26 protein-coding genes and 1 pseudogene are annotated in these 25,768 nt (G+C 70.3%); 9 read left to right on the top strand and 18 right to left on the bottom strand.

The window, feature by feature from the left end; genetic code table 11:
- Positions 1-17 precede the first annotated feature (17 nt).
- On the top strand, positions 18-413 hold the full coding sequence (locus tag OG219_RS30200) for a cytidine deaminase (protein ID WP_266836280.1): 396 nt from the start codon (positions 18-20) through the stop codon (positions 411-413).
- Between the two features lie 98 nt (positions 414-511).
- On the top strand, positions 512-1,795 hold the full coding sequence (locus OG219_RS30205; RefSeq protein WP_266836281.1) for a thymidine phosphorylase: 1,284 nt from the start codon (positions 512-514) through the stop codon (positions 1,793-1,795).
- 30 nt (positions 1,796-1,825) lie between these two features.
- Here OG219_RS30205 and OG219_RS30210 read toward each other — a convergent pair whose 3' ends face one another.
- Positions 1,826-2,746: an AEC family transporter gene (locus OG219_RS30210; RefSeq protein ID WP_266831730.1), complete on the bottom strand. Its 921-nt coding sequence runs from the start codon at positions 2,744-2,746 to the stop codon at positions 1,826-1,828.
- Between the two features lie 123 nt (positions 2,747-2,869).
- Between OG219_RS30210 and OG219_RS30215 the strand changes: the two are divergent.
- A pseudogene (locus OG219_RS30215) lies at positions 2,870-3,109 on the top strand (hypothetical protein); the annotation flags it as partial.
- Positions 3,110-3,148: 39 nt separating this feature from the next.
- Here OG219_RS30215 and OG219_RS30220 read toward each other — a convergent pair.
- Both OG219_RS30220 and OG219_RS30225 read right to left on the bottom strand, forming a co-directional pair.
- Positions 3,149-4,198, bottom strand: a complete 1,050-nt coding sequence (locus OG219_RS30220; protein ID WP_266831732.1) for a sigma-70 family RNA polymerase sigma factor — start codon at positions 4,196-4,198, stop codon at positions 3,149-3,151.
- A 354-nt stretch (positions 4,199-4,552) separates the two neighbouring features.
- Positions 4,553-5,842: an MFS transporter gene (locus tag OG219_RS30225; protein WP_266831734.1), complete on the bottom strand. Its 1,290-nt coding sequence runs from the start codon at positions 5,840-5,842 to the stop codon at positions 4,553-4,555.
- Positions 5,843-5,904: 62 nt separating this feature from the next.
- Between OG219_RS30225 and OG219_RS30230 the strand changes: the two genes are divergently transcribed.
- Positions 5,905-6,867 (top strand): LysR family transcriptional regulator, encoded by a 963-nt coding sequence (locus OG219_RS30230; RefSeq protein ID WP_266831736.1) that lies wholly within the window; start codon positions 5,905-5,907, stop codon positions 6,865-6,867.
- Here the strand turns inward: OG219_RS30230 and OG219_RS30235 are convergent.
- The 7 genes from OG219_RS30235 to OG219_RS30265 form a co-directional block, all read right to left on the bottom strand.
- Complete coding sequence (locus tag OG219_RS30235; protein ID WP_266831738.1) at positions 6,821-7,708, bottom strand: anchored repeat-type ABC transporter permease subunit; 888 nt, start codon at positions 7,706-7,708, stop codon at positions 6,821-6,823. The genes OG219_RS30230 and OG219_RS30235 overlap by 47 nt on opposite strands.
- Positions 7,705-8,430 (bottom strand): anchored repeat-type ABC transporter ATP-binding subunit, encoded by a 726-nt coding sequence (locus tag OG219_RS30240; RefSeq protein WP_266831740.1) that lies wholly within the window; start codon positions 8,428-8,430, stop codon positions 7,705-7,707. Before OG219_RS30240 ends, OG219_RS30235 begins: the two co-directional genes overlap by 4 nt.
- Positions 8,427-9,794 carry a TIGR03773 family transporter-associated surface protein gene (locus tag OG219_RS30245; protein ID WP_266831742.1) on the bottom strand — a complete coding sequence of 456 codons (1,368 nt, stop codon included), beginning with the start codon at positions 9,792-9,794 and terminating at the stop codon, positions 8,427-8,429. Before OG219_RS30245 ends, OG219_RS30240 begins: the two co-directional genes overlap by 4 nt.
- Entirely contained in the window at positions 9,794-11,278 is a 1,485-nt protein-coding gene (locus tag OG219_RS30250) for an anchored repeat ABC transporter, substrate-binding protein (RefSeq protein ID WP_266831744.1), read from the bottom strand. Before OG219_RS30250 ends, OG219_RS30245 begins: the two co-directional genes overlap by 1 nt.
- Positions 11,275-12,888, bottom strand: coding sequence for a choice-of-anchor M domain-containing protein (locus OG219_RS30255; protein WP_266831746.1), 1,614 nt, complete (start codon positions 12,886-12,888; stop codon positions 11,275-11,277). Before OG219_RS30255 ends, OG219_RS30250 begins: the two co-directional genes overlap by 4 nt.
- A gap of 9 nt (positions 12,889-12,897) precedes the next feature.
- On the bottom strand, positions 12,898-13,548 hold the full coding sequence (locus OG219_RS30260) for a choice-of-anchor M domain-containing protein (RefSeq protein ID WP_266831748.1): 651 nt from the start codon (positions 13,546-13,548) through the stop codon (positions 12,898-12,900).
- A 156-nt stretch (positions 13,549-13,704) separates the two neighbouring features.
- A complete protein-coding gene (locus OG219_RS30265) occupies positions 13,705-14,466 on the bottom strand; it encodes an alpha/beta hydrolase (protein WP_266831750.1) in 762 nt (253 codons plus the stop codon).
- Between the two features lie 113 nt (positions 14,467-14,579).
- On the opposite strand from OG219_RS30265, the gene OG219_RS30270 reads away from it, so the two are divergent.
- Together OG219_RS30270 and OG219_RS30275 are read left to right on the top strand one after the other, a co-directional pair.
- The gene (locus OG219_RS30270) at positions 14,580-15,743 is read left to right on the top strand and encodes an adenosine deaminase (protein WP_266831752.1); all 1,164 of its coding nucleotides are present in this window, start codon (positions 14,580-14,582) and stop codon (positions 15,741-15,743) included.
- Positions 15,744-15,885: 142 nt separating this feature from the next.
- Positions 15,886-16,239 (top strand): ATP-binding protein, encoded by a 354-nt coding sequence (locus OG219_RS30275; RefSeq protein ID WP_266831754.1) that lies wholly within the window; start codon positions 15,886-15,888, stop codon positions 16,237-16,239.
- 79 nt (positions 16,240-16,318) lie between these two features.
- Here OG219_RS30275 and OG219_RS30280 read toward each other — a convergent pair whose 3' ends face one another.
- The 5 genes from OG219_RS30280 to afsQ1 form a co-directional block, all read right to left on the bottom strand.
- Entirely contained in the window at positions 16,319-16,522 is a 204-nt protein-coding gene (locus OG219_RS30280; protein ID WP_266831756.1) for a PspC domain-containing protein, read from the bottom strand.
- 102 nt (positions 16,523-16,624) lie between these two features.
- Entirely contained in the window at positions 16,625-17,176 is a 552-nt protein-coding gene (locus OG219_RS30285; RefSeq protein WP_266831758.1) for a VanZ family protein, read from the bottom strand.
- Between the two features lie 113 nt (positions 17,177-17,289).
- Entirely contained in the window at positions 17,290-17,907 is a 618-nt protein-coding gene (locus tag OG219_RS30290) for a hypothetical protein (RefSeq protein WP_266831760.1), read from the bottom strand.
- Entirely contained in the window at positions 17,904-19,496 is a 1,593-nt protein-coding gene (locus tag OG219_RS30295; RefSeq protein ID WP_266831762.1) for a HAMP domain-containing sensor histidine kinase, read from the bottom strand. Before OG219_RS30295 ends, OG219_RS30290 begins: the two co-directional genes overlap by 4 nt.
- Entirely contained in the window at positions 19,493-20,170 is a 678-nt protein-coding gene (gene afsQ1, locus OG219_RS30300; protein WP_266831764.1) for a two-component system response regulator AfsQ1, read from the bottom strand. Before afsQ1 ends, OG219_RS30295 begins: the two co-directional genes overlap by 4 nt.
- 297 nt (positions 20,171-20,467) lie before the next feature.
- Here afsQ1 and OG219_RS30305 point away from each other — a divergent pair, with 297 nt between their 5' ends.
- Complete coding sequence (locus tag OG219_RS30305) at positions 20,468-21,208, top strand: SigE family RNA polymerase sigma factor (RefSeq protein WP_266455371.1); 741 nt, start codon at positions 20,468-20,470, stop codon at positions 21,206-21,208.
- A gap of 200 nt (positions 21,209-21,408) precedes the next feature.
- On the opposite strand, the gene OG219_RS30310 is transcribed toward OG219_RS30305, so the two are convergent.
- The gene (locus OG219_RS30310; protein WP_266831766.1) at positions 21,409-22,047 is read right to left on the bottom strand and encodes a uridine kinase; all 639 of its coding nucleotides are present in this window, start codon (positions 22,045-22,047) and stop codon (positions 21,409-21,411) included.
- Positions 22,048-22,260: 213 nt separating this feature from the next.
- Here OG219_RS30310 and OG219_RS30315 point away from each other — a divergent pair, with 213 nt between their 5' ends.
- Positions 22,261-22,674: a hypothetical protein gene (locus tag OG219_RS30315; protein ID WP_266831768.1), complete on the top strand. Its 414-nt coding sequence runs from the start codon at positions 22,261-22,263 to the stop codon at positions 22,672-22,674.
- 113 nt (positions 22,675-22,787) lie between these two features.
- Here OG219_RS30315 and OG219_RS30320 read toward each other — a convergent pair whose 3' ends face one another.
- Positions 22,788-23,039 carry a type II toxin-antitoxin system RelE/ParE family toxin gene (locus tag OG219_RS30320; RefSeq protein ID WP_266831770.1) on the bottom strand — a complete coding sequence of 84 codons (252 nt, stop codon included), beginning with the start codon at positions 23,037-23,039 and terminating at the stop codon, positions 22,788-22,790.
- On the bottom strand, positions 23,040-23,288 hold the full coding sequence (locus OG219_RS30325; RefSeq protein ID WP_266831772.1) for a type II toxin-antitoxin system Phd/YefM family antitoxin: 249 nt from the start codon (positions 23,286-23,288) through the stop codon (positions 23,040-23,042).
- A gap of 305 nt (positions 23,289-23,593) precedes the next feature.
- Between OG219_RS30325 and OG219_RS30330 the strand changes: the two genes are divergently transcribed.
- Positions 23,594-25,651, top strand: coding sequence for an AIPR family protein (locus tag OG219_RS30330; protein ID WP_266831773.1), 2,058 nt, complete (start codon positions 23,594-23,596; stop codon positions 25,649-25,651).
- Positions 25,652-25,768: the final 117 nt, after the last annotated feature.

Genomic DNA, 25,768 nt, shown 5'->3' on the forward strand with positions numbered 1-25,768 from the left:
CGGCCTCCGGTGAGGGGCTGGCGGCCGAGGTCGACTGGGACGCCCTGCGGGAGGTGGCCCGCGTGGCCATGTCCCGTGCGTACGCCCCGTACTCGGGCTACCCGGTCGGCGTCGCCGCCCTCGTCGACGACGGCCGGATCATCTCCGGCTGCAACGTCGAGAACGCCTCGTACGGCGTCGGGCTGTGCGCCGAGTGCGGTCTGGTCTCCGAGCTGCACAACACCGGGGGCGGCCGGCTGACGCACTTCACCTGTGTCGACGGGCGGGGCGAGATCCTCGTCCCGTGCGGGCGCTGCCGTCAGCTGCTGCACGAGTTCGGCGGGCCTGACCTGATCCTGGAGACCCCGGCCGGGATCCTGCCCCTCTCCGAGATGCTGCCGCAGGCCTTCGGGCCGGAGCATCTCACCAAGTAACTCCGTGCGGCCCCTCCCGATCGACTGATCGACTGATCGACTGATCGACCGGTCACGTGAGGGGCCGCTCACCTTTCGGAAGGAAAGCCATGGCTGTTTTGTCGATGGATGCCGTCTCCGTCATCCGCACCAAGCGGGACCGCGGTGAGCTCAGCGACGAGCAGATCGACTGGGTCATCGACGCGTACACCCGCGGCGAGGTCGCGGACTACCAGATGGCCGCCCTCAACATGGCGATCCTGCTCAACGGCATGGACCGCCGCGAGATCGCCCGCTGGACCGCCGCGATGATCGCCTCCGGCGAGCGCATGGACTTCTCGTCCCTGTCCCGCCCGACCGCCGACAAGCACTCCACGGGCGGCGTCGGCGACAAGATCACCCTCCCGCTGGCGCCCCTGGTGGCGGCCTGCGGTGCGGCGGTCCCGCAGCTGTCCGGGCGCGGCCTCGGCCACACCGGCGGCACGCTGGACAAGCTGGAGTCGATCCCCGGCTGGCGCGCGCTGCTGTCCAACGAGGAGATGCTCTCCGTACTGGACGGCGTGGGCGCGGTGATCTGCGCGGCGGGCGACGGTCTCGCCCCCGCCGACAAGAAGCTGTACGCGCTTCGCGATGTCACCGGCACGGTCGAGGCGATCCCGCTGATCGCCTCCTCGATCATGTCCAAGAAGATCGCCGAGGGCACGGGCTCGCTGGTCCTGGACGTGAAGGTGGGCACCGGCGCCTTCATGAAGACCATCGAGGACGCGCGTGAACTCGCCTCCACGATGGTCGGGTTGGGCACCGACCACGGGGTGAAGACGGTCGCGCTCCTCACCGACATGTCGACACCGCTGGGTCTGACGGCGGGCAACGCGCTCGAAGTACGGGAATCCGTCGAGGTGTTGGCGGGCGGCGGCCCCTCGGACGTCGTCGACCTCACCATCGCGCTGGCCCGCGAGATGCTCGACGCGGCCGGCATCAAGAACGCCGACCCGGCGAAGGCCCTGGCCGACGGCTCCGCGATGGACGTCTGGCGCCGCATGATCGCCGCGCAGGGCGGTGACCCGGACGCCACGCTGCCCGTCGCACGCGAGCAGCACGTCGTCACGGCGCCCCAGTCGGGCGTGCTCACCCGCCTCGACGCCTACGACATCGGCATCGCCGCCTGGCGCCTGGGCGCCGGGCGCGCCCGCAAGGAGGACCCGGTCCAGGCCGGAGCCGGCGTCGAACTCCATGCCAAGCCGGGCGACACGGTGACGGCGGGCCAGCCCCTCCTCACCCTCCACACGGACACCCCGGACCGCTTCGAGTACGCGCTCCAGTCGGTCGAGGGGTCCTACGACATCGCGGCCGCGGGCACGGACTTCAAGCCGACCCCGATTGTGCTGGACCGGATCTCCTAGGCTCGGCCGTTGCTGCTCACAGGCTGGTGGTCATCCCAGTAGCGCCGCGATGACCACCAGCACCGGTACCGCCAGGATCGTCGACAGCAGGATCGACTCGCGGGCCAGTGTTTCGCCGACCCGGTAGCGCGAGGCGTACGTGAAGAGGTTCTGGGCGGCGGGCAGGGCCGAGGTGACCACGACGTCGAGCAGAGGGGCGCCGTGCAGGCCGAAGACGCCGACGGCCAGTGCCCAGGCGGCCAGCGGCTGGCCCACGGACTTCAGCGCGACGGAGAGCAGCACCAGGTGCCGGTCGGAGCCGCGCCCCGGCAGGCTGCTGCCGCACAGCGAGATGCCGAACGCCAGCAGTACCGCGGGCACCGACATGTTCCCGATCAGCGTGAGCGGGTCCAGGACCGGGCTCGGCACGGTGATGCCGGTCGCCGAGACCAGGACCCCGGCGAGGGAACCGACCGCGATGGGGTTGCGCAGCGGCGTGATCAGCTGGTGCCACAGGGGGCCCTTCTCGCCGTCCCCGGAGAGGTCCAGGATGGTGAGCGCGACAGGAGTCACGGCGACCACCTGGAAGAGCAGCACGGGCGCGACCAGCGAGGCGTCCCCCAGCACATATACGGCGATCGGTATACCGAGGTTGCCCGAGTTGACGTAGCTGGAGCACAGGGCGCCGATCGTCGTCCGTCCCACGCCCCAGCCCCGTACGGCACCCACCGCGACGAAGACGCCTGCCGCCGCGGCCGTGCTCAGCGCCGTGACCAGGAGCCGGCTGGAGAAGATCACCGACAGGTCGGCCCCCGCGAGCGTCGTGAACAGCAGGGCGGGTGATGCCACGTGGAAGGCGAGCTTGGTGAGCACCTCCCGTCCGTTCTCCCCGAGGTGTCCGCGCCGTCCGATCACATAGCCGACCCCGATGACGACGGCGATCACCGCGAACCCCGTCAGAACCCCTTGCACAGCGCCTCCTTGGCGGGGAGGCGGCCGTCGGGTATCGCATCAGGTGTTGGTTCGTGGGGCATACACCCAACCCTCCGGGGAAGGCTCGGCTCAGGTCAATGTGATGTTGTGCGGACCCTCGCGATGAGTTCCGCGCCCCCGGCCGGTCTACTGATTGTGGATGCCACGACACCCGCGGTACTCGTGCTGCCGGGCCTCGTCACCAGGGACGAGGTGCCCCGGCTCTGCGACGACGTGCGCGCGCGACTGGAGACGACCGGGAGCGGGGTGGTGGTCTGCGATGTCGCGGGGCTCGGGCCGCCCGGCCTGGGCGTCGTGGACGTACTGGCTCGGCTGGAGCTGGCCGCGCGGCGGGCCGGGGGCCGGATACGGCTGCGGAATCCGGACCCGGCCCTGCGCGCCCTACTCGACCTGGTCGGTCTCCGCTTCGACGCCTTCGAGGCGTTCGACGCCATCGACGCCTTCGAGCCGGAGGGGCAGGCCGAAGAGCGGGAACCAGCGAGCGGTGTCCAGGAAGCAGTGGAACCCGGTGATCCGCCCCTTTGAGATCTCCAGGACCTGCACGGCCCAGGGGGAGAAGCCGCCCTCCTCCGGATCCGGCTTGTAGTGCGCGAAGCCCGGGAGGCCGTTGACCTCCACCGGCACCAGGCGTGAGTTCGCGCAGCCCGCGCCCAGCGTCGTCATGAAGCCGGTGATGTCCTCCGTGCCGACCAGCCACAGGTCGAACGGCGGCATCGTCATGATCGCGTCCTCGTGGAGCAGCGCCGTCAGCGCCGTCATGTCGTACCCCTCGAACGCGGCGACATAGCGCTCCAGGAGCTTCTGCTGCTCCTCGTCGAGCGGGTCGGAGGTCGCGGCGTCCGCCCCGGCTCCCTCGCTCTCCGCGAGGGTCGCCCGGGCCCGCTGGAGCGCGCTGTTGACCGAGGCGACCGTCGTGCCGAGCAGCTCGGCGACCTCGCTCGCCTTCCACGCGAGGACCTCGCGCAGGATCAGCACCGCCCGCTGCTTGGGCGGCAGTTGCTGCAGGGCGGCCATGAAGGCGAGCCGCACCGACTCCTTCGCCACCGCGGCCTCGGCCGGGTCGGCGATCTCCGGCAGGACGCGGGCGGTGGGCATCGGCTCCAGCCACGTGTGGTCCGGGAGAGGGTTCAGCGCCGCCTGGGCCAGCGGTGAGGGTGCCGACAGGTCCATCGGGCGTGCCCTTTTGTTGCCCGCGTTCAGCATGTCCAGGCATACGTTCGTCGCGATGCGGTACAGCCAGGAGCGCATCGAGGAGCGGCCCTCGAACTTGTCGTAGCTGCGCCAGGCGCGGACCATCGTGTCCTGCACCGCGTCCTCGGCCTCGAAGGAGGAGCCGAGCATCCGGTAGCAGTACCCGGTCAGCTCGACCCGGTGCTTCTCCAGCCGGACGTCCAGGTCTGTGTCTGTCGTCGTCGCCGTGCCGTCGCTCATAGCCAACCCACCCCTGTGGCTGCTTCCGTCGCGTCTTCGCGCCGCACTTCGGAAGCTACCGCAGGCCACTGACAATGGCGCCCGGAGTGGGGAAAGGTGCAGGTCAGGGGGTGGGAGTTTTGTTCGCCCCCTCCGCCCCTACCCGTCCCTTGTTCCTGGGGGCTGCCGCCCCCAGACCCCCGCTTCGGCCTGAACGGCCTCGTCCTCAAACGCCGGACGGGCTGAAAGATCTCCAACTCGGGCGAGATTTTCAGCCCCTCCGGCGTTTGAGGAGCGGGGTCTGGGGCGGAGCCCCAGGAAGCAAGGGACGGGTAGGGGCGGAGGGGGCGAAAAAACCCTGCCCGTCACCCGCACTCAGTGCGCCAGCACCGGCCCCCGCCGGGCCTCCGCCCGCGCCGCGTGCGAACCGAACACCGTGATCGCTACGACCCCGAGCACCGCCAGCAGGCCGAGCGAGACCGTCCCGGCCCAGCCACCCGCGTGGAAAGCGACCGCGCCCAGCGTGCTGCCGGCGCTGGAGCCGATGTAGTACGCGGACTGGTACAGGGCCGAGGCCTGCGCCCGCCCTCGCGTCGCCGTGTGACTCACCGACGACGAGGCGACCGCGTGCCCCGCGAAGAACCCCGCGGTGATCAGCACAAGGCCGAGCAGGATGAGCGGCAGCGAGTCGGCCAGGGAGACCAGCAGCCCCGCGGTCGTCGTGCCGCCCGCCAGGTAGAGGGAGCCCCGGCGTCCCAGCCGGGCGACCAGCTTCCCCGCCGTGGACGCCGACACCGTACCCACCAGGTACACCAGGAAGATCGAGCCGATAATGCCTTGGGGAAGGGAGAACGGCGCCTCGGTGAGGCGGTACCCGATCACCGTGTAGACCCCGCCGAACACCGTCATGAACAGCGCGCCGATCGCGTACAGCCGGCACAGCAGCGGATTCGAGAGGTGATCACGGACCGTCCGGGCCAGCACCCGCGGCCGCAGCGACCCGGCGGCGAAGTGCCGCGGAGCGGGAAGCAGCAGCCGGAACGCGACCGCGCACGCGACCGCGATCAGGCCGATCACGCCGACGGCGACCCGCCAGCCCCACTCCTGCGCGACCCAGCCGGTGATGACCCGCCCGCTCATCCCGCCGACGCTGTTGCCCGCCACGAACAGACCGATCGCGGTGATCAGCGCCTTGGGCCGGACCTCCTCGGCCAGATACGCGGTCGCCGAGGCCGGCAGCCCCGCGAGCGCGGCGCCCTGCACGGCCCGCAGCGCGATCAGCGCGCCGATCGACGGGGCGAAGGGGACGAGGAGGCCGACCGTCACGGCCACCACCAGCGACGCCGTCATCAACGTACGACGCCCGAACCGCTCCGACAGCGCACTCATGGGGAGGACGAAGAGCGCCAGCGCGCCCGTCGCGGCCGACACCGTCCAGCTCGCCTGGCTCGCACTCGCCGTGAAGTCGTGCGAGATGAGGGGGAGGAGCGCCTGCGTGGAGTACAGCAGCGCGAAGGTCGCGACGCCCGCGAGGAAGAGGGCGAAGCTCATCCGGCGGTAACCGGGCCCGCCCGGGGCCATACGGGAGTCGGTCGAGAGAGCAGGAGCAGGAGCGGTGGTCGCGGCGCCCACGGTCGTGGACGCCCCGGTACTGGCAGAAGGCATGCTTCGAAACTAAAGACCCACCGCTCATCCGTCCAATGCACAGAAACGACATAATCGTTCCCGTGATGCATGAGCAGAGGTCAGAAGCGCGCCTGTCACCGTCCAGTGACACAGAAGACAGCGCGGACATGTCGAGGCTGCTCGCCCCGCGCCTCGCGTACTTCGCCGGAGTGGCCCGCACCGAGCACGTCACGCGGGCCGCGCAGGAGATGGGCGTGCCGCAGTCGACCCTGTCGCGGGCCATGGTCCGGCTCGAACAGGACCTGGGCGTCGACCTGTTCGCGAGAAGGGGGCGGACGGTCTCGCTCACCCCGGCGGGGCGTACGTTCCTCGGTTCCGTCGAACGGGCCCTCGCCGAGATCGAGCGCGCCGCCGACGAGGTGCGCGCGGACGCCGACCCGGCCACCGGCAAGGTCGCCTTCGGCTTTCTGCACACCATGGGGTCGGAAACGGTCCCCGGGCTCATCCGCGCCTTCCGCGCCGACCACCCCCGCGTCCGCTTCAGCCTCGTCCAGACCTATGGCGAGGCGATGCTGGAACGGCTGCGCTCCGGCGAGCTGGACCTGTGCCTCACCTCGCCCGTGCCGGACGCGCCCGACCTGGTGGCCCGCCGCCTCGACGAGCAGAAGCTCCGGCTCGTCGTCCCCGCCGACCACCGCCTCGCCGCCCGCAAGCGCATCCGCCTCGCCGAGGCCGCCGACGAGACCTTCGTGACCCTCGAACCCGGCTACGGCCTGCGCCGTATCACCGACGCCGTGTGCAGGGAGGCGGGCTTCAGGCCGAGGGTCGCCTTCGAGGGCGAGGAGGCGGAGACGCTACGAGGACTCGTCGCCGCCGGTCTCGGGGTGGCACTGCTCCCGCCACCGGCCTTCGCCCGCCCGGGAGTTGTCGAACTGACGGTCACCGCCCCGCGCGCGGTGCGCGAGATCGGCGTCGCCTGGCTCGACGGCCACCCGGACACGCCGCCCGTCGCGGCATTCAAGAAGTTCCTGCTGTCACGGCGGGGGCACCTGCTGCCGGAGTGACCCGCTGCCGCAGGGCCCGCGTCAGCAGCCCGTGCCGCGGCGCCAGACACCAGGTGACGATGAAGACACCGGTCAGCACGACGACCACCGAACCACCCGCCGCGAGGTCATAGGCGTACGACACATAGAGCCCGGCCACACTGCCCGCGCAGCCGATCCCGGACGCGAGCATGGTCATCACCCACAACCGGTCCGTCAGCATCCGGGCGGTCGCCGCGGGCGTGATGAGCAGCGCCAGGACGAGTACGTTGCCGACGGCCTCCAGCGACATCACGATCGTCGCGGTGACGACGACGTACAGGGTGAGATCGAGGCGGAAGACCGGCAGCCCCGCCGCGCGGGCGGTCTCCCGGTCCAGGCTCACGGCCACCAGTTCCTTGCGCAGCGCGAGCACGACGGCGACCAGCACCGCCCCGATCCCCGCCACCGTCCACACGTCGGACGCCGACACCGCGAGCACCTGCCCGAACAGGAACGACGACAGGTCGGTCGTCCAGCTGTCCCGCGTCGACACGAGCACGATCCCGAGTCCGAACGCGAAGGCGAAGAACACCCCGATGACGGTGTCCTCCTTCAGCCGCCGGTTCTGCGACACGAACGCGATCAGTACGGCGGTGGTGATCCCGGCGGCCGCCCCGCCGATCAGCAGGTTCCCCTCGAAGGTGTAGGCCAGCGCCACACCCGGGAACGCCGAGTGCGCCACCGCGTCCCCGATGAACGCCATCCCGCGCAGCACGACGTACACCCCGACGACCCCGCAGACCAGCCCGACGACGGCGGCCACGGTGAACGCCCGGTGCATGAAGGGGAGTTCCCAGGGGTCGAGCAGAAACTCGATCACGCGGTCACTCCCTTGCCCGCCATCGCCCGGTCGAGTCCGAACGCACGCAGCATCTGCTCCGGGTCCGTGAGCAGCTCCGGCCCGCCCTCCGCGACGACCGTCCCGTTGATCAGCACCACCCGGTCACAGGTGCGGGCGGCGGCCGCCAGGTCGTGGGTCGTCATCAGCAGCGCCTTGCCCTGTTCGCGGGTGAGTTGCCCGAAGAGGTCGTTTAGAAGGTGCTGCGTCGGCACGTCCACTCCCGTGAACGGCTCGTCCAGCAACAGGAGTTCGGGTTCGGCGGCGAGAGCCCGAGCCACCAGCACACGTTGCCGCTGCCCGCCCGACAGCTCGCCGATGGGCCGGCGGCGGAGCCCGGTGAGCCCGGTCAGCTCCAGGGCCCGTCCGACGGCCGCCCGGTCCGCGGCCCGCGGCGCCCGCAGCCAGCCGATGGAGCGCGTACGTCCCGTCAGCACGGCCCCCGCGATGTCGATGGGGAAGTCCCAGGCGAACTCGTGCCGTTGGGGCACGTACCCGATGGGAGACGACTCGGCGCGGACGGCTCCCGAGGCGAGCGGGACAAGGCCGAGGACCGCCCTCAACAGGGTTGTCTTTCCCGCCCCGTTGGGCCCGATGAGCCCCACCAGCTCGCCGCCGTCGACGCTCAGTGACGCGCCCCGCAGTGCCGGGCGCCCGCCGAGGACGACGGACGCCGAGTCGACCCTGAGCAGGGCGCCGCTCACGCCTCCTCACCCGTACGGCGTCGTCGTACGGCCCAGACGGCACCCGCGCCGGCCACCGCCAGACCGGCGGCCACGGACCCGAGGAGGACGGTGCCGTCCGCGCCGGTGTGAGCCATGGAACCGGAGGCGTCGGTGCTCCCGGTGGCCGCTTCCGCGGACGTCTCCGAACTCCCGGAGTCCGTGGCGGAGTCCGGCGAATCGTCCCCGCCACTCACCTCCGACGGATCGGCGCCGTCCCCGACCACGAACGCCAGCGTCTCCGTGTCGCTCACCTTCGTCCCGTCCGCCAGTCGCCCGGACATGGTGAACGTCAGCCGGTAGGTCCCCTCCTTCCGGAAGGCCCAGCCGCCGTGCGCGTGGGTGTTCTGGGCGATGTCGAAGGAGTCCGGCACGCCGTCCGCGCTGTCGAAGAGCACGTCGGCGCCCGCCAGTCCGTCGTAGGTGTAGAGCGCGAAGTCCCCCGGCCCGTCGGCCTTGTCGAGCGAGAACCTCACCTCGCCCTCGGCCGTCCCCGCCGGGATGTTCTCCGTCGACCAGCCCGGCCACAGCAGCCCGTCCTGCTGCACCTGGTCGAGCAGCCACACCGGGTCGCCCGCCTCGCCGAGGAACGTGAAGTCGTCGCTCTCCGGGATCGTCTTCTCGGCGACCGGCTTGACGTGCAGTACGAGGGACGAGGGTTCGCGCCAGGTGGTCTTTCCGGCCACGGTTCCGTCCTTGACGTGGATCTGCATCCTGCCGCCGACGACCCGGGCGGCGATGTCGATGTGCCCCTCGTCGAGGGTCGCCTTCGTGGAGACCACGGTCACGTCGTCCTCGGCGGTGGACCGGAGTTCGTCGGCGGCGGACTGGGCTTTCTCGGCGGCGAGTTGGGGCACCTGCTGGGCGGCGAACATCGAGACGGCGGGCGTCCCGGTCGCCTCGGCGGAAGGCGCCCCGACGGCCACCGAAGGCGGCGCGTCCGGCTCGGCCCCGGTCTCCGCCTCCTCGATGGCCGCGTCCCCGACGAACACCTGATACCGAGCTTGGGTCGCCTCACCCGTACGGAAGACCAGCTCGTACGTCCCCGCGGCCGCGAACACCCAACGCGCGTCGCGCTCCTGGCCCTCCGAGGTCACCGCTCCCGGTCCCTCGGCCCCGCTCAGCGACCACCCGTCCCGGCCCCAGCCGGTCTCGTCCGCCGTCACCTCCCACACCCGCGAGCCCGCGAAGTCCTCGCCGCCCCCTGACACGACGACCCGATGGGAGTCGTCCACCTCCACCACGGGAACCCCGGCGTCCGCGCTGTCGTCCGCCGCGAAGGCCACACTCCCGCCCACCGTCAGCGAGGCGGCCAGCGCCACCGCCGTACAAACCCTGCCGTACATCAACGTGCCTCTCCCTCAAGGCACTTCGCGAGCTCCGTCGCGTTGTGCCGCATCATCGCCACGTAGTCGTGGACCTTGTCGTCGAACGAGTCGCCGTAGATCGTGCAGACCCGCACGCCCTCGTCCTCGGCGACCCGGCGCAGCACGTCGGCGCGGGCGGCGAGGTTCGGTTCGAGGAAGACCGCCGGGACGCCCTTCTCCCGGATGGTGTCGCCGAGTTCCTCGACCTCGGCGGCGCTCGGCTCCTGGTTCGGCACGGGGACGACGAAGCCCGCGACCTCCATGCCGTACGCCTTCGCGAGATAGCCGAAGGCGTCGTGCGTGGTGATGAGCTTGCGGTTTTCCTCGGGGATCGTGGCGAGCGTGTCCGCGACCTCCTGGTCGAGGGCGCCGAGCGTCTTGAGGTAGGCGGCGGCGTTCTTCTCGTACGCCGTCCTCCCGGCCGGGTCCGCCTTGACCAATTCGGCCTCGATGCGCCGCACATAGGCCTCGGCGTTGGCGACGTCCTCCCACGCGTGCGGGTCCAGGTCGCCGTGCACGTGCTTGCCGATGACGGCCTGCGGCAGCACCCACAGGCCGGCGCCGGGTGCGCCCAGGAAGCGGTACGCGCCCTCCTCGGGCACTTGTTCCTTCGCCCTGTCCGGCACATTGAGCGTGACGTCGTCGGTCGCGTGGTACGTCCGCTTCCCGGTGCCGGGATCGTCGGAGCGTACGGACACCTTGTGCTGCCCGGCGTCGAATGCGACGTCCGCGTGCCCGCCGTCGAGAACCGAACCCCCTTCGGGGGCCGCGCCGCCGACCGAGAAGGTCAGCGTGCCGCTGCCGCCGCCCGAGCCCTCGACGGTCAGCCGGTACGTACCCGGCTTCGTGAAGGCCCAGTTCACGTGGGTGTGCGCCTCGGCGGGCAGCTCGAAGGAGTCGTCCTCGTCGAAGCCGTCGGTGGAGTCGATGTAGCTCTGCGGGTTGCCGAGGGTGTCGGTGAGATAGACGTGCAGGTCGCCCGGACCTTCCAAGTCCGTCGCGCTGATGCGCATTTGGGCACCGGCGCCGCCGAGGTCGCCCTCGACCGCCCAGCCCAGCCACAGCACATCGAGCCCGAGGTCCTCCTCCAGCTCGATGACCGTGCCGCCGTACGCCTCCAGCTCCTCGCTGATCTCGACCTTGGGCGCGTCCGTGCGGGCGTTGCTGTGGACCATCTTGGTGATCCCCGGCTCTTCGAGCAGTAGCCCGTTGCTGAAGACCAGGTCGGCCCGTGCGACCTTCGCCGCGTCGCCGGGGCTCGGCTCGTAGGAGTGCGGGTCGCCGTGGACAGGCACGATCGAGGTGACGTCGACACGGTCACCGCCGACCTGGCGCACCAGGTCGGCGATGATCGCGGTGGTCGTCGATACACTCAACTCGGCGGTGTCCGAGCCTTGTTGGGACGCGGCGCACCCGGCGAGCAGCACGCCCACGAGGGCCGCCGTGACCGCACGACCCCTCACCGCTGAACCCTCCTTCTCCGTACGGCCCACACGGCCCCGCCCCCGACGATCAGCGCGGCGACGGACGCGCCGAGCGGCACGAGGACACCGGAGCCGGTGGAGGCGAGAGCGCCGGTGGCCGTGGCCGGCGTACGGCCACTGGACGGCGCTGCGGACGCGGCGCTCGACGGTGATGCGGACGGCTCCGCACTCGGACTCGCACTCGTACTCGCGGTCCCTGACGGCGATACGGAGCCCGAAACACTGGCCGTCGGCGTCGCCGTGGCCTCACTCCCCGCCCCCGGCGTCACCGTCGACGGATCGACGTCGTCGCCCACCACCCACGCGATGGTCGCCGTGTCGCTGACCTCCGTCCCGTCGGCGAGGGTCGCGCTCACGGTGAACTTCGTGCGGTAGACGCCCTCTTGGGTGAAGGCCCAGTACGAGTGGGAGTGCGCGTCGACACTGTGGTTGAAGCTGTCGGGAAGCCCGTCGCCGCTGTTGATCCAGAGGTCCCAGCCGCTGAGCGATCCGCCCGAGAAGACCGCCAGGGTGCCCGGGCCCTGCAACGAGTCCACCTGGTAGGTGACTTGGCCGTCGAGCGCGGAGGGTTCCCACTCCTCGGTGCTCCAGCCCGGCCAGAGGATGCCCGAGACCTGGGCGAGTGGCAGCCACCAGACGGGGTCGCCCTCGGCGCCGAGGAAGGCAGTGTCGCTGGTGATCTTCTTCTTCGCGGCCGGGACGACATGCAGCACGACCTCGTCGGGCTCGTACCACTCGTAGTCGTACGCCGTGCCCTCCTTGATCTGGAACTGCAATCCGCCGTCGACGGGCCGGGCGGCGAGATCCAGGTGCCCGTCGTCGATGACATGAGGGCCGGAGCCGGTGGGCGTGCTGGTCCCTGTAGGGCTGGGGTCAGCTGTGGGTGTCGATCCGTCGCCCGGCAGTACAGCCGTGGGGTCCGTGTTCCCGACCGCGACCGCGAGGGTCTCGGTGTCGCTGGAGACGGTGCCGTCGGCGAGGGCGGCGCTTGCCCGCAGGGTGAGCCGGTAGACGCCTTCGGCGCCGAACGCCCAGGTGGGGATGGCGTGTTCGGCGTCCTTGCCCAGCGTGTAGGAGGTGTTCGCGGCGGGGTCGGAGGCGAGGTGCACGTCCGGCGGGACGTCGTTGTAGGAGTCGTCCTCCAGCCAGTCGTAGAGGGCGAAGCCGCCCGGGCCCTCGAAGCCGGCGAGCGTCACCTCGGTGTCGGCCCCGGCCTCCGTGCCGTTCCAGCCGGGTTCGAGGGCGAAGATCTGGTCCGCCTCCCAGCCGTTGAGGTACCAGGCGTCCATCAGGCTGCCCAACGGCCCCTGGAGCGGGCCCTCGACGAACGACTTCGCCTCGGGTACGACGTGCCAGACGACCTCGGACGGTTCGCGGACCACCTCGGTGCCGCTCGTCCGGTCGTCGATCTGGAGCTGGAGTTCGCCGTCGACCAGCCGGGGTGTGAGGTCGACCGCTCCCTTGTCGAGCACGACGGCTGCGGAGGCGGCCCGGGCGGGCGGGGTGCCGCCCGCCACGAGCCCCACCGCGCCGGTGACCACCGCCGCCGCGGTGATCACCGCGGCGGCGTAGGTGTGTCTTGTACTCATCGGCCCGGATCAGCCCGACACGACGAAGGTGAGGGTCTCCTGCTCCGAGGTGACCGTGCCGCCGCCGACCGTGCCGCTCACGGTGAAGGTGACCTGATAGGTGCCCGCCTCCTCGAAGGCCCAGTTGGGGTGGTTGTGGGCGGCGACGGTGAACGACTCGGAGCGGTTGGCGGTGCTGCCACTGTCGAAGTAGCGGTTCACCGAGCCCGAGGCGTCGCTGTAGACGCTGAAGTCCTCGGTGCTCGCGCCGTTCCGGGTCGCGCTCACCAGGGTGTAGGTGACGGTGTCGCCGGTGAAGGTGCCGGCGGTGAGGTGCTCGGTGGAGACGCCGGCGAAGAGCACGCCGGCGGCGGTGGCCTCGGCCTCCGTGTCGGGCAGCAGCCACACCTGGCCGCCGGTGCCGAGGAAGCCGTAGCCCGGGTTGGTGACCTTCGCCGCCGCCGGGACGGCCAGGGTCACATCGGCCGGCTCGTACTCGGTGTCGGTCACCTCGTCGTGCACGTGCAGGTGCAGGGCGCTGCCGTCCCACTCCGAGTCGAGTACGTCGACGTGCCCGGACGACAGCGTCGTCGCGGCGAAGGCGGACGTGTTGAGACCGGCCGCGGAGAGAGCGGCGGCGGCGAAACCGGCAACGGTCAGCAGGCGCTTGCGGGTACGCAAAATAGACCCCCCTGAGTCATGTACATGCCCTCCATGGGCACGTAAAGACGATAATCATTTTCAGTAAAGGTTCGCAAGGGGGTCTTGTGGGAGGGGTGACCTTTTGTGTGCGGGGGAGGTGACGACCGTCGCCGGTTGTGCGCGGGGAGTCGGCGGCTACCGCCGCAGCGACTGCCCGAAGCCCGCCGCGAGCGGCATCCGCAGCCCCAGCGGCGGCGGCGCGGCGAACGCGTCCTCGACCGGGCGCGAGAAGCCGCGCCCGAACAGCGCGCCCAGGACGAAGTCCTCGGCGAGAGCCAGGACTTCACTCCGGTGCTGCTGCAGCGCGTGACCGTCGGAGTGGACCTCGAAGCGGCAGATGTCGCGATTGGCCTTCTTCGCGCGCGCCGCCAGCCGGAAGGACAGCTCCGGGTCGGTGCGCTCGTCGTTCGTGCCGTGCACGATCAGCACGCGCCGCCCGGCCAGCTGCTTCACCGGTTCGGGTGGTGCCGCCACGTCCTCCTCGGGCAGCCAAGGGGCAAGCGCGAGCACGGAGTTGACGGCGCTGTGGCCGCCACTGTGCAGCGCCGCGCGGCCTCCCATGTCGATGCCGGCCAGGCACACGGGGACGTCTCCGTAACGGCGTACGACCTCGTCGGCGGCCCAGGACGCGTCGGCCGCCAGCTCCGCCTCGGGGCCGTTCCAGCCCCGGACCCGGTAGTGCACGACATGCGTGACCAGGCCCTCCGTGCGTCCCGCGCGGTTCAGTCGGCGCCCCAGGGTGTGGACGGAGGCGGCCGCCAGCATCGAGGACGGTCTGCGGGCGGAGCTCTCCTCGCCACCCGGGAGCAGCAGGACGACCCCGCTGACCGCCGTCGGCTCCGAGCCGAGCGCCCTCCCCAGCCGGGCTCTGCGAACCGGCGTCGCTTGGTGTGCCATGACAGAACAGTCTCAGAAGCGGCGGTGTACGCCACCCGTCCGCAGGGTCACCGTTACGTATCGACGGATCTGCCCGACAGGAGATCTACGCGCGTAGGGACTAGAGTGCGAAAATGACGAGCCAGATCCGGAACACCCCGAGCTCGGAGCAGATCCGCCGGGCGCCCAAGGTCCTGCTGCACGATCATCTCGACGGGGGCCTGCGCCCCGGGACGATCGTCGAACTAGCCCGTGAAACCGGCTACTCCGGTCTCCCCGAGACCGACCCCGACAAGCTCGGCATCTGGTTCCGCGAAGCCGCCGACTCCGGTTCCCTCGAGCGGTACCTGGAGACCTTCGCCCACACCTGCGCCGTCATGCAGACCCGCGACGCGCTCGTCCGGGTCGCGGCCGAGTGCGCTGAGGATCTCGCCGAGGACGGCGTCGTGTACGCCGAGGTGCGCTACGCGCCCGAGCAGCACCTGGAAGCCGGGCTCAGCCTCGAAGAGGTCGTCGAGGCGGTCAACGAGGGCTTCCGGGAAGGCGAGCGGCGGGCCCGCGAGAACGGCCACCGCATCCGCGTCGGAGCCCTGCTCACCGCCATGCGGCACGCCGCCCGCGCCCTGGAGATCGCCGAACTCGCCAACCGCTACCGGGACCTGGCGGGCGGCGGTGTCGTCGGCTTCGACATCGCGGGCGCCGAGGCCGGGTTCCCGCCCACCCGGCACCTCGACGCGTTCGAGTACCTCAAGCGCGAGAACAACCACTTCACCATCCACGCCGGAGAGGCCTTCGGGCTGCCCTCGATCTGGCAGGCCCTGCAGTGGTGCGGCGCCGACCGGCTCGGGCACGGGGTGCGGATCATCGACGACATCAAGGTCCACGAGGACGGCTCCGTCCAGCTCGGACGGCTCGCCGCCTATGTGCGCGACAAGCGCATCCCCCTGGAGCTGTGCCCCAGCTCCAACCTCCAGACCGGTGCCGCCGACTCCTACGCCGCCCATCCGATCGGGCTGCTCCGGCGGCTGCATTTCCGGGCCACGGTGAATACGGATAATCGGCTGATGTCCGGTACCAGCATGAGCCGGGAATTCGAGCACCTTGTCGAGGCGTTCGGTTATTCGCTCGACGACATGCAATGGTTCTCCGTCAATGCTATGAAGTCAGCATTCATTCCTTTCGATGAACGACTGGCCATGATCAATGACGTGATCAAGCCGGGTTATGCCGAGCTGAAGTCCGCCTGGCTGTTCGAGCAGACCGCTTCCACCAGCGGTTCTGTGGAGGATGAGGGCTGATTGGGCGTGGCGGAAAGCGGTCGGGTCTTCACTTGTTCTCCATGACTCGACCGCTTTTCGATGTTTGCAGAGGGTCGCATTACGTGTTTACGGTCTTGGACCGCTCACATCCCCGTCTCACGGATCCAAGGACGCATTCAAAATGAAGCAGTCTGCTGCCAAGACCCTCGGTGTCGCCGCTCTCGGTGCCGCCTTCGCCGCCGCGGGCGCGGGTGCCGCGAATGCCGCGCCGGCCGTGCCGGACGCCTCCTCGGCGCTGGACACCGTCACCTCGACGCTGCCCGCGGAGAACCTGGCCAAGGCGCTCCCCGGTGCGGGCGAGGCGATCGCCCAGGGGCAGAGCGCGCTGGGCGCGGGCGTGGCCGCCGCGCAGCCCGCCGCCGCGCGCGTCCTCGCCGACGGGCCCACCGCTCCGGTCGCCGGTCTGCTCGGCGGCCTGCCGGTGCAGGGCCTGCCCACGCACGGACTGCCGGTGAACGGTCTGCCGATCGGCTGAGGCCACTTGCACGGACGAACGCCGGTGGGGCGCACCCAACTAGGGTGCGCCCCACCGGCGTTCGTCGTTCGGGCCGTGGTCACCAGGCCGCGGTGCGGGCCTTGTCCTCCGAGGGGAACAGGATCCACAGCGCTATGTACAGCAGGAACTGCGGGCCCGGGAGCAGGCACGAGAGGACGAAGATCACGCGCATCGTGGTCGCGGAGGTGCCGAAGCGCTGTGCCAGCGCTGCGCACACTCCGCCGATCATGCGGCCGTTGGTCGGGCGGGCAATGGCGCTCATTCCGGGCTCCTTCGCGAACCGTGGGTCGGGCGGCTCGTCCGCCCCGGTGACCCTGTCTCTGTGACTTCAAAGCTACGGAGACGAAGCGGACGAAGCGTCGCTCTACGGTGCGATCCCGACCCTGGGAATCGTCGGGGTCCGACCCTGAGCCGCGTCCTCCCGGCGGAGGGCGGCCCGTCGCCGCTTCTCCGCCCGGCGGCGGAACCCGGCCCGGCCGGCGGGCACGACCGCGAGGTGGGCCAGGGCCACGCCGACGGTGTTGAGCAGCAGCGAGTCGATGTCCACCACCTGGCCGGGGACACCGGTCTGCAGGAGCTCGATGCCCAGGGAGAGCAGGGCGCCCGCGGCGATCGTACGGACGAGAGAGCCGAGCGGGGAGGCGGCGAGCCTGCCGCCCGCCATCGGGAGCAGGACGCCCAGCGGGGCCAGCAGGGCCAGGCCCTCGCCGATACGGCGGGCCGCTTCCCGGGGGCCGAGCGCGAGATCCGCCCTGATACCGGCGAAGGGCCGCAGGTTGGCGGCGCTCACCCAGGGGACGTCCAGGGGGCGCAGGGTGATCCAGGCGACGAGGGCGAGGTGTGCGACGAGGAGGACACCTCCTGCCACACGGACGCGGATCGCGGCACTGCCGCCGCCTGAGCCATCACGCTGCACGTTCCCCAAGACGCGGGGCGCGGCGCGATCGGTTCCGGGTTGGTGGGGAGGTTGGGGCTGAGGGGTGAGGCATGCGCCACACCGACGGCTCTCCCCGAGACCGCTTCAGCCCCTCAGGCGCCGTCGACCGCCGTGGCGGCCAGGGACTCCGTGCCCGGGCTTGAGCGGACCTCGGGCGTGCATTCGTAGCGGTTGAGAGGGCCGGTGTCCGGGCCGCCGAGGATGACGGAGCCGTCGTCCTGGGCCGCGGCGGAGTCGGCGAAGGTGCAGACGATCTGGGCGAGGGCGAAGCGCGTGAGGCCGCTCGGCGGAGTGGACAGCCGGAGGGCGTCCTCGGGGTCCTTGGGGTGCGGACCGCTCACCGTCATGCCGCCGCGTACGTCCGTGGCGTAACCGGCCTGCCGCTCGGCCGTGGACGGCGTCTCGGCGAGCTCGTCGAGCAGCCCCTGCGCCACCAGGACGCGCCGCGCGGCCTCCTCCGTGCCGGCCGGGATGGCGACGGACCTGTCGACCGTGACGAGCTGCGCGGAGCAGAGCAGGAAGACCTGGACCGGGACGCCCCCGGAGGTCTGCGTGGAGATGTCGCCGGACAGGGCACAGGGGACCAGGGAGGGCGCGGGGCCGAAGTCCGTGGGCACCTGGGTGGAGCGGATGCCGCAGCCCGTGAGCAGCGCGGTCAGCAGGCCGACGGCCACCCAGGGACGGACGGAGCGGCGTCTTGCGGTCTTCATCCGGCGGTCGCCTCCGTGCCGTTCCCGTTCTCGTGCTCGTCGTCGCCGTTCCGGTCGCGCGGGTCGTCGGCGAGCAGCACCGGCGCGTCCTGCGGGAGGCGGAGCGTGAAGACGGCGCCGCCCTTGGGTGCGTTCGCCGCGGTGATCTCGCCGCCGTGGATGTGCGCGTTCTCCAGCGCGATGGACAGGCCGAGGCCGCTGCCCTCGGAGCGGGGGCGGGACGCGCTCGCCTTGTAGAAGCGGTCGAACACGTGCGGCAGTACGTCCTCGGGGATGCCCGGACCGTGGTCCTGGACCTCGATCAGCAGGGCGTCGGCCTCCTTGCGCACCGAGACCCGTACCGGCGAGCCGCCGTGCTTGAGCGCGTTGCCGATCAGGTTCGCCAGGATCACGTCCAGGCGGCGCGGGTCGAGGCGCACCATGACGCCGCGCTCGGCATCCAGGTCCACCGCGTCCAGCCAGGCGCGCGCGTCGATGCACGCGGTGATCTGGTCGGCGATGTCCACGTCGTCCAGGACGAGGCGGGCGGTACCCGCGTCGAAGCGGGTGACCTCCATGAGGTTCTCGACCAGGTCGTTCAGCCGGCGGGTCTCGCTGACGACGAGCCGTACGGCCGGTTCGATCATCGGGTCGACGCTGCCGGTCTCCGCGTCCAGCTCCTCTTCCAGGATCTCCGTCACGGCGGTGATCGCGGTGAGAGGCGTACGGAGTTCATGGGACATGTCCGCCACGAAGCGGCGGGAGGCCTCGTCGCGGGAGCTCATGTCCGCGACGCGTTTCTCCAGGGCCTCGGCCGTGTGGTTGAACGTGCGGGAGAGGTCGGCGAGTTCGTCCGTGCCGGACACCCGCAGGCGGGTGTCGAGCTTGCCCTCGCCGAGGCGGCGGGCCGCGATGCCGAGGCGGTGGACCGGCTTGAGGACCGTGGTCGCGGCGGCCTGGGCCAGCAGCGCGGACCCGATCAGGGCCAGACCGGTCGCGATACCCAGGGACCAGGCAAGGGAGTTGAGATCCTTCGCCTCGGGTTCCAGGGACTTGAGCATGTAGCCGGTCGTGCTGCCGCCGATCACCTTCGCACCGCCCACGAGGTACGGCTTGTCGTCGTCGGTGACGCGCTGCCAGTACAGGTGGTACGCGGACTTGTTGTTCGAGGTCAGCGGCTGCTTCTTGTTCACCGCCGTCTGGAGGGACTTGGGTACGTCCTCCAGCGTGAAGGTGTCGAGCGCGGAATTGCCGGTGATCTGCTTGCCGTCCGTGGCCTCGGCGACCAGGAGCACGCTGAAGCGCTGGCTGCTCGCCGACATCTGCCCTGCCGTGCGCTGGAGTTCGTCCTGAGCGGGGTGCACCGGCAGCATGCTCGCGCGGTTGTTCATCTCCTGCTGGAAGTCGCGCAGCACCGCGTCCTGCGTACGCGTCAGGACGGCCTCGCGGTTGAGCCAGTACGCGATGCCCGACGCCGACACGGCGGCCGTGAGCGCGACGAGCCCGAACACCACCACCAGGCGCAGCCGCAGACTGGTGAAGCGCAGGCCGGACAGTATCGCCTTGCGCGCCGCCGCCCAGCCGCGGAGCTTGTCGTGCGGTTTGGTCACTGAGGATTGTCCAGCCGGTAGCCGACTCCGCGCACCGTGCGGATGAGAGTGGGGGAGGAGGGTACGTCCTCCACCTTCGCGCGCAGCCGCTGCACACAGGCGTCCACCAGACGCGAGTCGCCGAGGTAGTCGTGCTCCCAGACCAGGCGCAGCAACTGCTGGCGGGACAGCGCCTGTCCGGGCCTGCGGCTCAGCTCCAGGAGCAAGCGCAGCTCGGTGGGCGTCAGTTGCAGATCCTCGCCGTTCTTGGTGACCGTCATGGCGGCGCGGTCGATGACGAGGGAGCCGAAGGACGCCGAGTCGTTCGCCTCGCGCTCACCGCGCCGCAGCACGGCCCGGATCCGGGCGTCGAGCACCCGCCCCTGCACGGGTTTGACCACATAGTCGTCGGCGCCGGACTCCAGGCCCACCACCACGTCGATGTCGTCGCTGCGCGCGGTCAGCAGGATGATCGGCAGCTGGTCGGTGCGCCGGATTCGCCGGCACACCTCGAATCCGTCGATGCCGGGCAGCATCACATCCAGCACGATCAGGTCGGGCCGCTGCTCACGCAGCAGCTTCAGACCGTCCTCGCCGGTGGCAGCTGTGGCCACACGGTGCCCCTGGCGCGTCAGCGACAGCTCCAGGGCCGTACGAATGGCGTCGTCGTCTTCGATCAGCAACAGGGTGGGCACGGACGTCATTCTGGCCCATCGAACGGTGGTGTATCGACCGTTGGAGCGCTCCCACTCATCTCCGGCACACGAGGAGGCCCCGCGCGAGCCCCCAAGTGGTCATTCGTGTAGTCGTACCGCTCTTCTCTGTGATCGCGCTGTGACCCTGCCGTGACGCGCCTGCGGGTGGGCCCTGTGACAGGTCTGTGACAGTCGGCGGACACCGTCATGAAGTGGCCCGGGCAAGCTTCTCGACACAAGCAAGACAGCACGGCGGAACGAACCGAAGAACCGGGACTCCACGACGGGGGGCGCGAGATGAACACGCTGCACAGCACCAGCACTAGCGCAGTTGTCACGCGTCTGCACGACGTCACAGTCTCCCGGAACACGGAGAAGTCCGGTGCCGTGAGCGGGCGGGGGTGCGCTCGCGGCACCGGGCGTCAGCACACCGGGTACATGACGGTGGTTGACGCGGGGGGACAGGCTCACGGGGGAGCCGCGTACGGGGAGGGCACGGGGGAGCGGCGCTCGGTGTCGGAGGCGGAGTTCACCGCCTACGTCCAGGAGCGCCGGGCCTCCCTGTACGCAACCGCCTACCACCTGACCGGTGACCGCTTCGAGGCCGAGGACCTGCTGCAGAGCGCGCTGTTCTCGACGTACAAGGCCTGGGACCGGATCAGCGACAAGGCCGCGGTCGGGGGCTACCTCCGCCGCACGATGACCAATCTGCACATCAGCGCGTGGCGCCGCCGCAAGCTGAACGAGTACCCGACCGAGGAACTGCCGGAGACCGCCGGTGACACGGACGCGATGCGCGGCACCGAGCTGCGCGCCGTGCTGTGGCAGGCGCTGGCCCGGCTGCCCGAACTCCAGCGCACCATGCTGGTCCTTCGTTACTACGAGGGCCGCACGGACCCGGAGATCGCGGAGATCCTCGACATCAGTGTCGGCACGGTGAAGTCGAGCATCTGGCGGTCGCTCCGCCGGATGCGTGAGGACGAGGTTCTCAGCTTCGGACGTGACGAGGAGGAGTCCTTCGGGGAGCTTGTCGCCTGAAGGTCTGGGGGGAAGTAAAGGGAAACAGGTAACACGGGGGAGCGGTTCCGGGGGGAACCGACGGGTCGGGGGACCCTCGGGGTCGGGGGACCCCACAGGGTCGGGGGACCCTGGGGGGAGCACGGGGGAAACGAGAAAGGTCCAGGCGGACTGGGGGGTCCGCCTGGGCCTCTTTTCGCTGTGTGCGTACGTCCGGGTCGCTAGGCCGCCGCCGGGCGCGGGGTCGAGCAGCGGCCGGCCGCCGCCGCGGTCAGGCGGCCGAGGGCCTCGGCCTTGTCGCAGGGATGCGCGCCAAGGGCGGTCTGGCGGGCCACGATGGAGCGCTCGGCGCGCATCAGGCGCCAGCCGCGGCGCAGCAGGAAGGCGACCGACTTGCGGCCCTCCTTGAGATCCCGCAGGAAGCGGCGGCGGAACGTCGTCACCGGGCCGCGCGACAGGCACAGCGCGTCGGCCAGCACGCCCAGTTCCCGGCAGCGCCCGACGATCTCGGCGGCGAAGATGCCCTCCGCGATGAACAGCGGAGTCCGCTCGATGTGCAGCGCCTCCGTGCCCGTACGGGCGCTCAGCGCGATGTCGTACACGGGGATGGTCGTACGGCCCGTGCGGCACAGCTCCTCGATCGCGGTGACCGCGGTGTCCGCGTCCCAGGACAGCGGATGGTCCCAGTCGATGTCCGCGCTGCCCTCGACCTGGGGCAGCGTCGGATCCGTGCCCTCCTTGTAGAAGTCGTCGAGGCGGAGCACGGGGAGGCCGGAGTCGGCCGCGAGAAGGGACTTCCCAGAGCCGGAGGGGCCGCAGAGCAGCACCACGCGGGTGGGTATCGGGGGATGGGAACCCAATTCTCTGTACCTTCTGTGACTCGACCGGGCCTCGCCGCCTGCCGGCAACGTCCAGGACATTATCCCTGCCCCCCGCCGTCGACGTGCACGGTGGACTGGCGCTGATATGCCTGTTGGGCCGCACAGGCGAATCAGCCGCCAGGACCGCCCGGAAGGGGAGCCGAGTCAACTACTCTGCGTGTCAATCAAGTTGCTCTCCGAATGGGAAATGTGATGGCGCGACACGCAGACCAACTGACCACCAGGGCTCGCAGGACCGCGCGGATCGCCACCGCGGCCGGCGTGGTCGTTGCTGCCGGTGCGGCCGTCGCCGCCCCGGCCGTCGCGGACGCGGACCCCGTCGTGGACGTCGTGCGCACCCGTCCCACCTCGCTCGGCAACATCGACCCGCAGGCGGGTCTGGGCGCCCTGACCGGCACGGTCGGGTACGTCACAGGGCCGGTCGCGGGGCTCAAGCCCAACCCGCTGGCGGGCACCGGGGTCGACCCCCTCGACAACGGCGTCGCCACGCAGCTGGCCGACTTCAAGCCGCTGTCCTCGCAGGCCCTGACGGGGCCGCTGGCGCAGGCGCCGTCGGTGGGCAGCATCCCGGTGATCGGGCAGGCGGCGGGACTGCTGCACGGCTGACATCGCGACAAGCGCGGCTGGCGTCGCGACAAGAGAGAGCCGCGCTTCCCCGGGACGGAGGGGAAGTGCGGCTTTTCGGTCTCAAGCGGCTCTTCGTGGCGCTGCGGAAAGGCTCATGCGATCCGACCGAGATGGGTGACGAGGATGCGGATCACGTCTTCCTCGATGACGTAGAGGACTCGGTAGTCGCCGACATGCAGGCGACGCACGTGTTGTGATCCGTAAGGGATGGAGCCGGATGGGCGGGGCTGGGTCGCCAGTGTGTCCACGGCCTCGTAGACCGCGGACAGTCCGGCCGGGTCGTCCTTGAGGAATCGCACGGCCGCGTTCGTGGCGCGCGGTTCCCAGATGATCTCGTAGGTCACTTACCGCAGCCCCAGCATGCGGCCGACCTCTTCGTGCGGAATGCCCGGCTCAATAGCTCCGCGTGCTTTCCTCAGTTCGTACTCGGCGAGCGCCAGGGCGTCTTCGAATTCCTCTATGACCTGGGGAGATACGAGGAGGGCCGCGATGTGCCCGTGGTCGGTGAGGGCGATGGTCTCGCGCCCGTGGGCGGCGCGGCGCACGAGGTCGCCGAGCTGGGAACGGGCGGTGCTGATGGCAATCTCAACCATGCGCACATGGTTTCATAAGGTGCATCTTGTGGTCAATTTGATGGCTGGGGTCGGGGCGTCGACCCTGTTCCGCGAGAACGAACGGAACAGGGTCGGGATCCACGAGGTAGCCTCGCTCGGCATCCGTACGGCATGCGGCGAGCGTCAGTGGTGAAAGAGAGGGATCCGTGCCCTACCCGGTTCAGGCTCGGAGGCTGGCCAAGAAGCTGACCGAGCGGTACCGCCCGCTGAACATCGCGGAGGACGTGGCGGATCATCCCAACGAGGAGCGGATGTTCCTGAGCCGAGCTGTCGCGGCCCTCTCCTTGCAGTACGAGGCCGACATGAGTGCTGGGGATGCGGCGCGGGCGATCACTGACGGTACCGGCGACGAAGGCTTCGATGCCGTCGCCGTCAGTGGCCGGGAGATCTTTGTCGTTCAGGCCAAATGGAACGACAAGGGGACCGCGGGGTTCGGCAACCACGACATCGCCGCCGTCGTGGACGGGTTGCGTTATCTCTTCAACCGCAACTTCGAGCAACTCGGGCCGAAGATGGCCCCGCATGTCGACGAGCTGACCCGCGCTCTGAAAGCGCCACGCCCTCGCGTGACTCTTGTCCTCGCGCTCGTCAACGGTGATGTCGGGAAGGAGCTCCACGTCAACGCCCGGAATCGGCTGGAGAACCAGATACGGGCCCTGCATCCGCGCGACCCCAGCCTAGTCGAGGTCAAGGTCGTCAACCTGCTCGACATGTACCACTTCGCTCTGGACGAGGCCCGGCGGAAGGTGACCCTGGTCTTCGACCTGGACAGCCCGGGCAGGCAGACGAAGCCTTTCACCCTCTACTACGGCACCGTCCCCGCCTCGACGGTGGCCGCGTGGTACGCCGGTGAGAACGGCGCATTCCTCACCGACCGCAACGTTCGCAACGCCCTTGAGGATACCGAGGTGAACTCGGTGATCCGAAACACCCTGATCCAGCACCCGGAACACTTCCTGTACTGGAACGGCGGCATCACTCTGGTCTGCGACAGCCTCGGGGGCAACGGGGTGGACCCGCCTGACAAATGGGCGCCCGTGGGGCTGTGTTTGGAGGGGGCGAGCGTCATCAATGGCGCCCAAACCGGGGACGCGATCTGCGCGGTAATGCAGTCTCACCCCGACCGGGTCGCCCAGGCTCGAGTGCACGTCCGGATCATCTCGCTTGAGGATTGCCCCGAAAATTTCGGGGATGCGATCACGATCGCGGCCAACACGCAGAACCCCATCGAGGCCCGGGACTTCAGGGCGCTGGAGCAGGAACAGGTCGACCTGCGGGAGGACTTCCAACTGTCGCTGGGCCTCACGTACTCCGCCAAGCGGGGCGAGGGCAAGCCTGAGCGGGATCGGGGCTGCACGATGGAAGAGGCCGCGTTCGCCCTCGCCGCCGTGTACCCGGACCCGGTCTGCGCGGCTGAGGCCAGACAGGACCCGGCGTGGCTGTGGGAGAAGAAGAACTACCAGGCGGTCTTCGGCCCGTTGCCCACGGCCTTCCGCGTGTGGCGGTGCGTCGGCCTGCTCCGGGCGGTACGCGACGCGCTTGGTGAACTCGGTGAGCTCGACGGTGTGTCGAGCCGCCGCGTGTCGCAGGTGGCTGAGCATGCCGACCTTCTCCTCGCCCACGTGCTCTTCCACACCATGGAGACCGGCGACCTGGACGCCGAGGACGGGCAGGCGTGGCAGGAGCAACTGGCCGGGGTTCCGGAGAGGGTGCGGCAGGTCGTGCCGCACATGGTCGATGTCATCGATGGCGCATACGGGCGCACGAGCCAGGTTGTTAAGGCCGTCACTTTGCCGGAGCGTGCCAAAGAGGTCGCGGACAGGCTCTCCTGGCTCTTGATGACGGCGCACCTGACTGAGCCCGAGGGGGAAGCTGAGCCCGAGGCGACGCGTGAGCCCGAGGACGGCGTCGAGACTGGGGCCGCAGCGCAGGCCGAGCTGGCTCTCACCGCCGAGGCTGCCAGCACAGTGCGGCAGCCGGCGGCCGGTGGGCGTAGCACGCGCGCGGTCACCACGATCTTCGAGCGGGGCCTCGTTGCGGAGGGCACGAGGTTCGAGTTGGTGCCGGACACCGAGGCGGACCGCAAGAATCTGCCCCGCTGGATCCAGGAGGACCCGCGGCGCGGGCGTGCTATGTGGCGCAGCAGCAAGAGTCAGCCGCTGGTGTGGGAGGTGGACGGTCAGGCGTACTCCCCGTCCAGCCTGGCGCGCCGTATCCGCCGTGAGGCCATGGGCAACGACCAGCAGGTGCAGGGGACGAAGTATTGGGCCGACCCGGACGGGCGTTCTCTGCTTCAGATAGCACAGGGTGGTGCCGCTGCAGTAGAGGGCGCCGAAGAGTGACAGCGCGGTGCCGTGCCGTCGTGGGTGACCGTAGAGCGCGGTGGCGCGGAACGGAGAGGAACCGGTTCCGCGCTGCCCTAGTCTTGGGCGGTGCGCCGGATGTCACCATGTGGCGCG

It is taken from the genome of Streptomyces sp. NBC_00038 (assembly GCF_026343635.1).
GTDB lineage: Bacteria > Actinomycetota > Actinomycetes > Streptomycetales > Streptomycetaceae > Streptomyces.

What these genes read in the sequence shown, in the direction of transcription:
- OG219_RS30325 (WP_266831772.1), bottom strand. Translation starts at nt 23,288, where the DNA reads ATGGTTGAGATTGCCATCAGCACCGCCCGTTCCCAGCTCGGCGACCTC.
- OG219_RS30315 (WP_266831768.1), top strand. Translation starts at nt 22,261, where the DNA reads ATGGCGCGACACGCAGACCAACTGACCACCAGGGCTCGCAGGACCGCG.
- OG219_RS30280 (WP_266831756.1), bottom strand. Translation starts at nt 16,522, where the DNA reads ATGAGCGCCATTGCCCGCCCGACCAACGGCCGCATGATCGGCGGAGTG.
- OG219_RS30265 (WP_266831750.1), bottom strand. Translation starts at nt 14,466, where the DNA reads ATGGCACACCAAGCGACGCCGGTTCGCAGAGCCCGGCTGGGGAGGGCG.
- OG219_RS30290 (WP_266831760.1), bottom strand. Translation starts at nt 17,907, where the DNA reads ATGAAGACCGCAAGACGCCGCTCCGTCCGTCCCTGGGTGGCCGTCGGC.
- OG219_RS30220 (WP_266831732.1), bottom strand. Translation starts at nt 4,198, where the DNA reads ATGAGCGACGGCACGGCGACGACGACAGACACAGACCTGGACGTCCGG.
- OG219_RS30305 (WP_266455371.1), top strand. Translation starts at nt 20,468, where the DNA reads ATGAACACGCTGCACAGCACCAGCACTAGCGCAGTTGTCACGCGTCTG.
- OG219_RS30270 (WP_266831752.1), top strand. Translation starts at nt 14,580, where the DNA reads ATGACGAGCCAGATCCGGAACACCCCGAGCTCGGAGCAGATCCGCCGG.
- OG219_RS30255 (WP_266831746.1), bottom strand. Translation starts at nt 12,888, where the DNA reads ATGAGTACAAGACACACCTACGCCGCCGCGGTGATCACCGCGGCGGCG.
- OG219_RS30245 (WP_266831742.1), bottom strand. Translation starts at nt 9,794, where the DNA reads ATGTACGGCAGGGTTTGTACGGCGGTGGCGCTGGCCGCCTCGCTGACG.
- OG219_RS30275 (WP_266831754.1), top strand. Translation starts at nt 15,886, where the DNA reads ATGAAGCAGTCTGCTGCCAAGACCCTCGGTGTCGCCGCTCTCGGTGCC.
- OG219_RS30225 (WP_266831734.1), bottom strand. Translation starts at nt 5,842, where the DNA reads ATGCCTTCTGCCAGTACCGGGGCGTCCACGACCGTGGGCGCCGCGACC.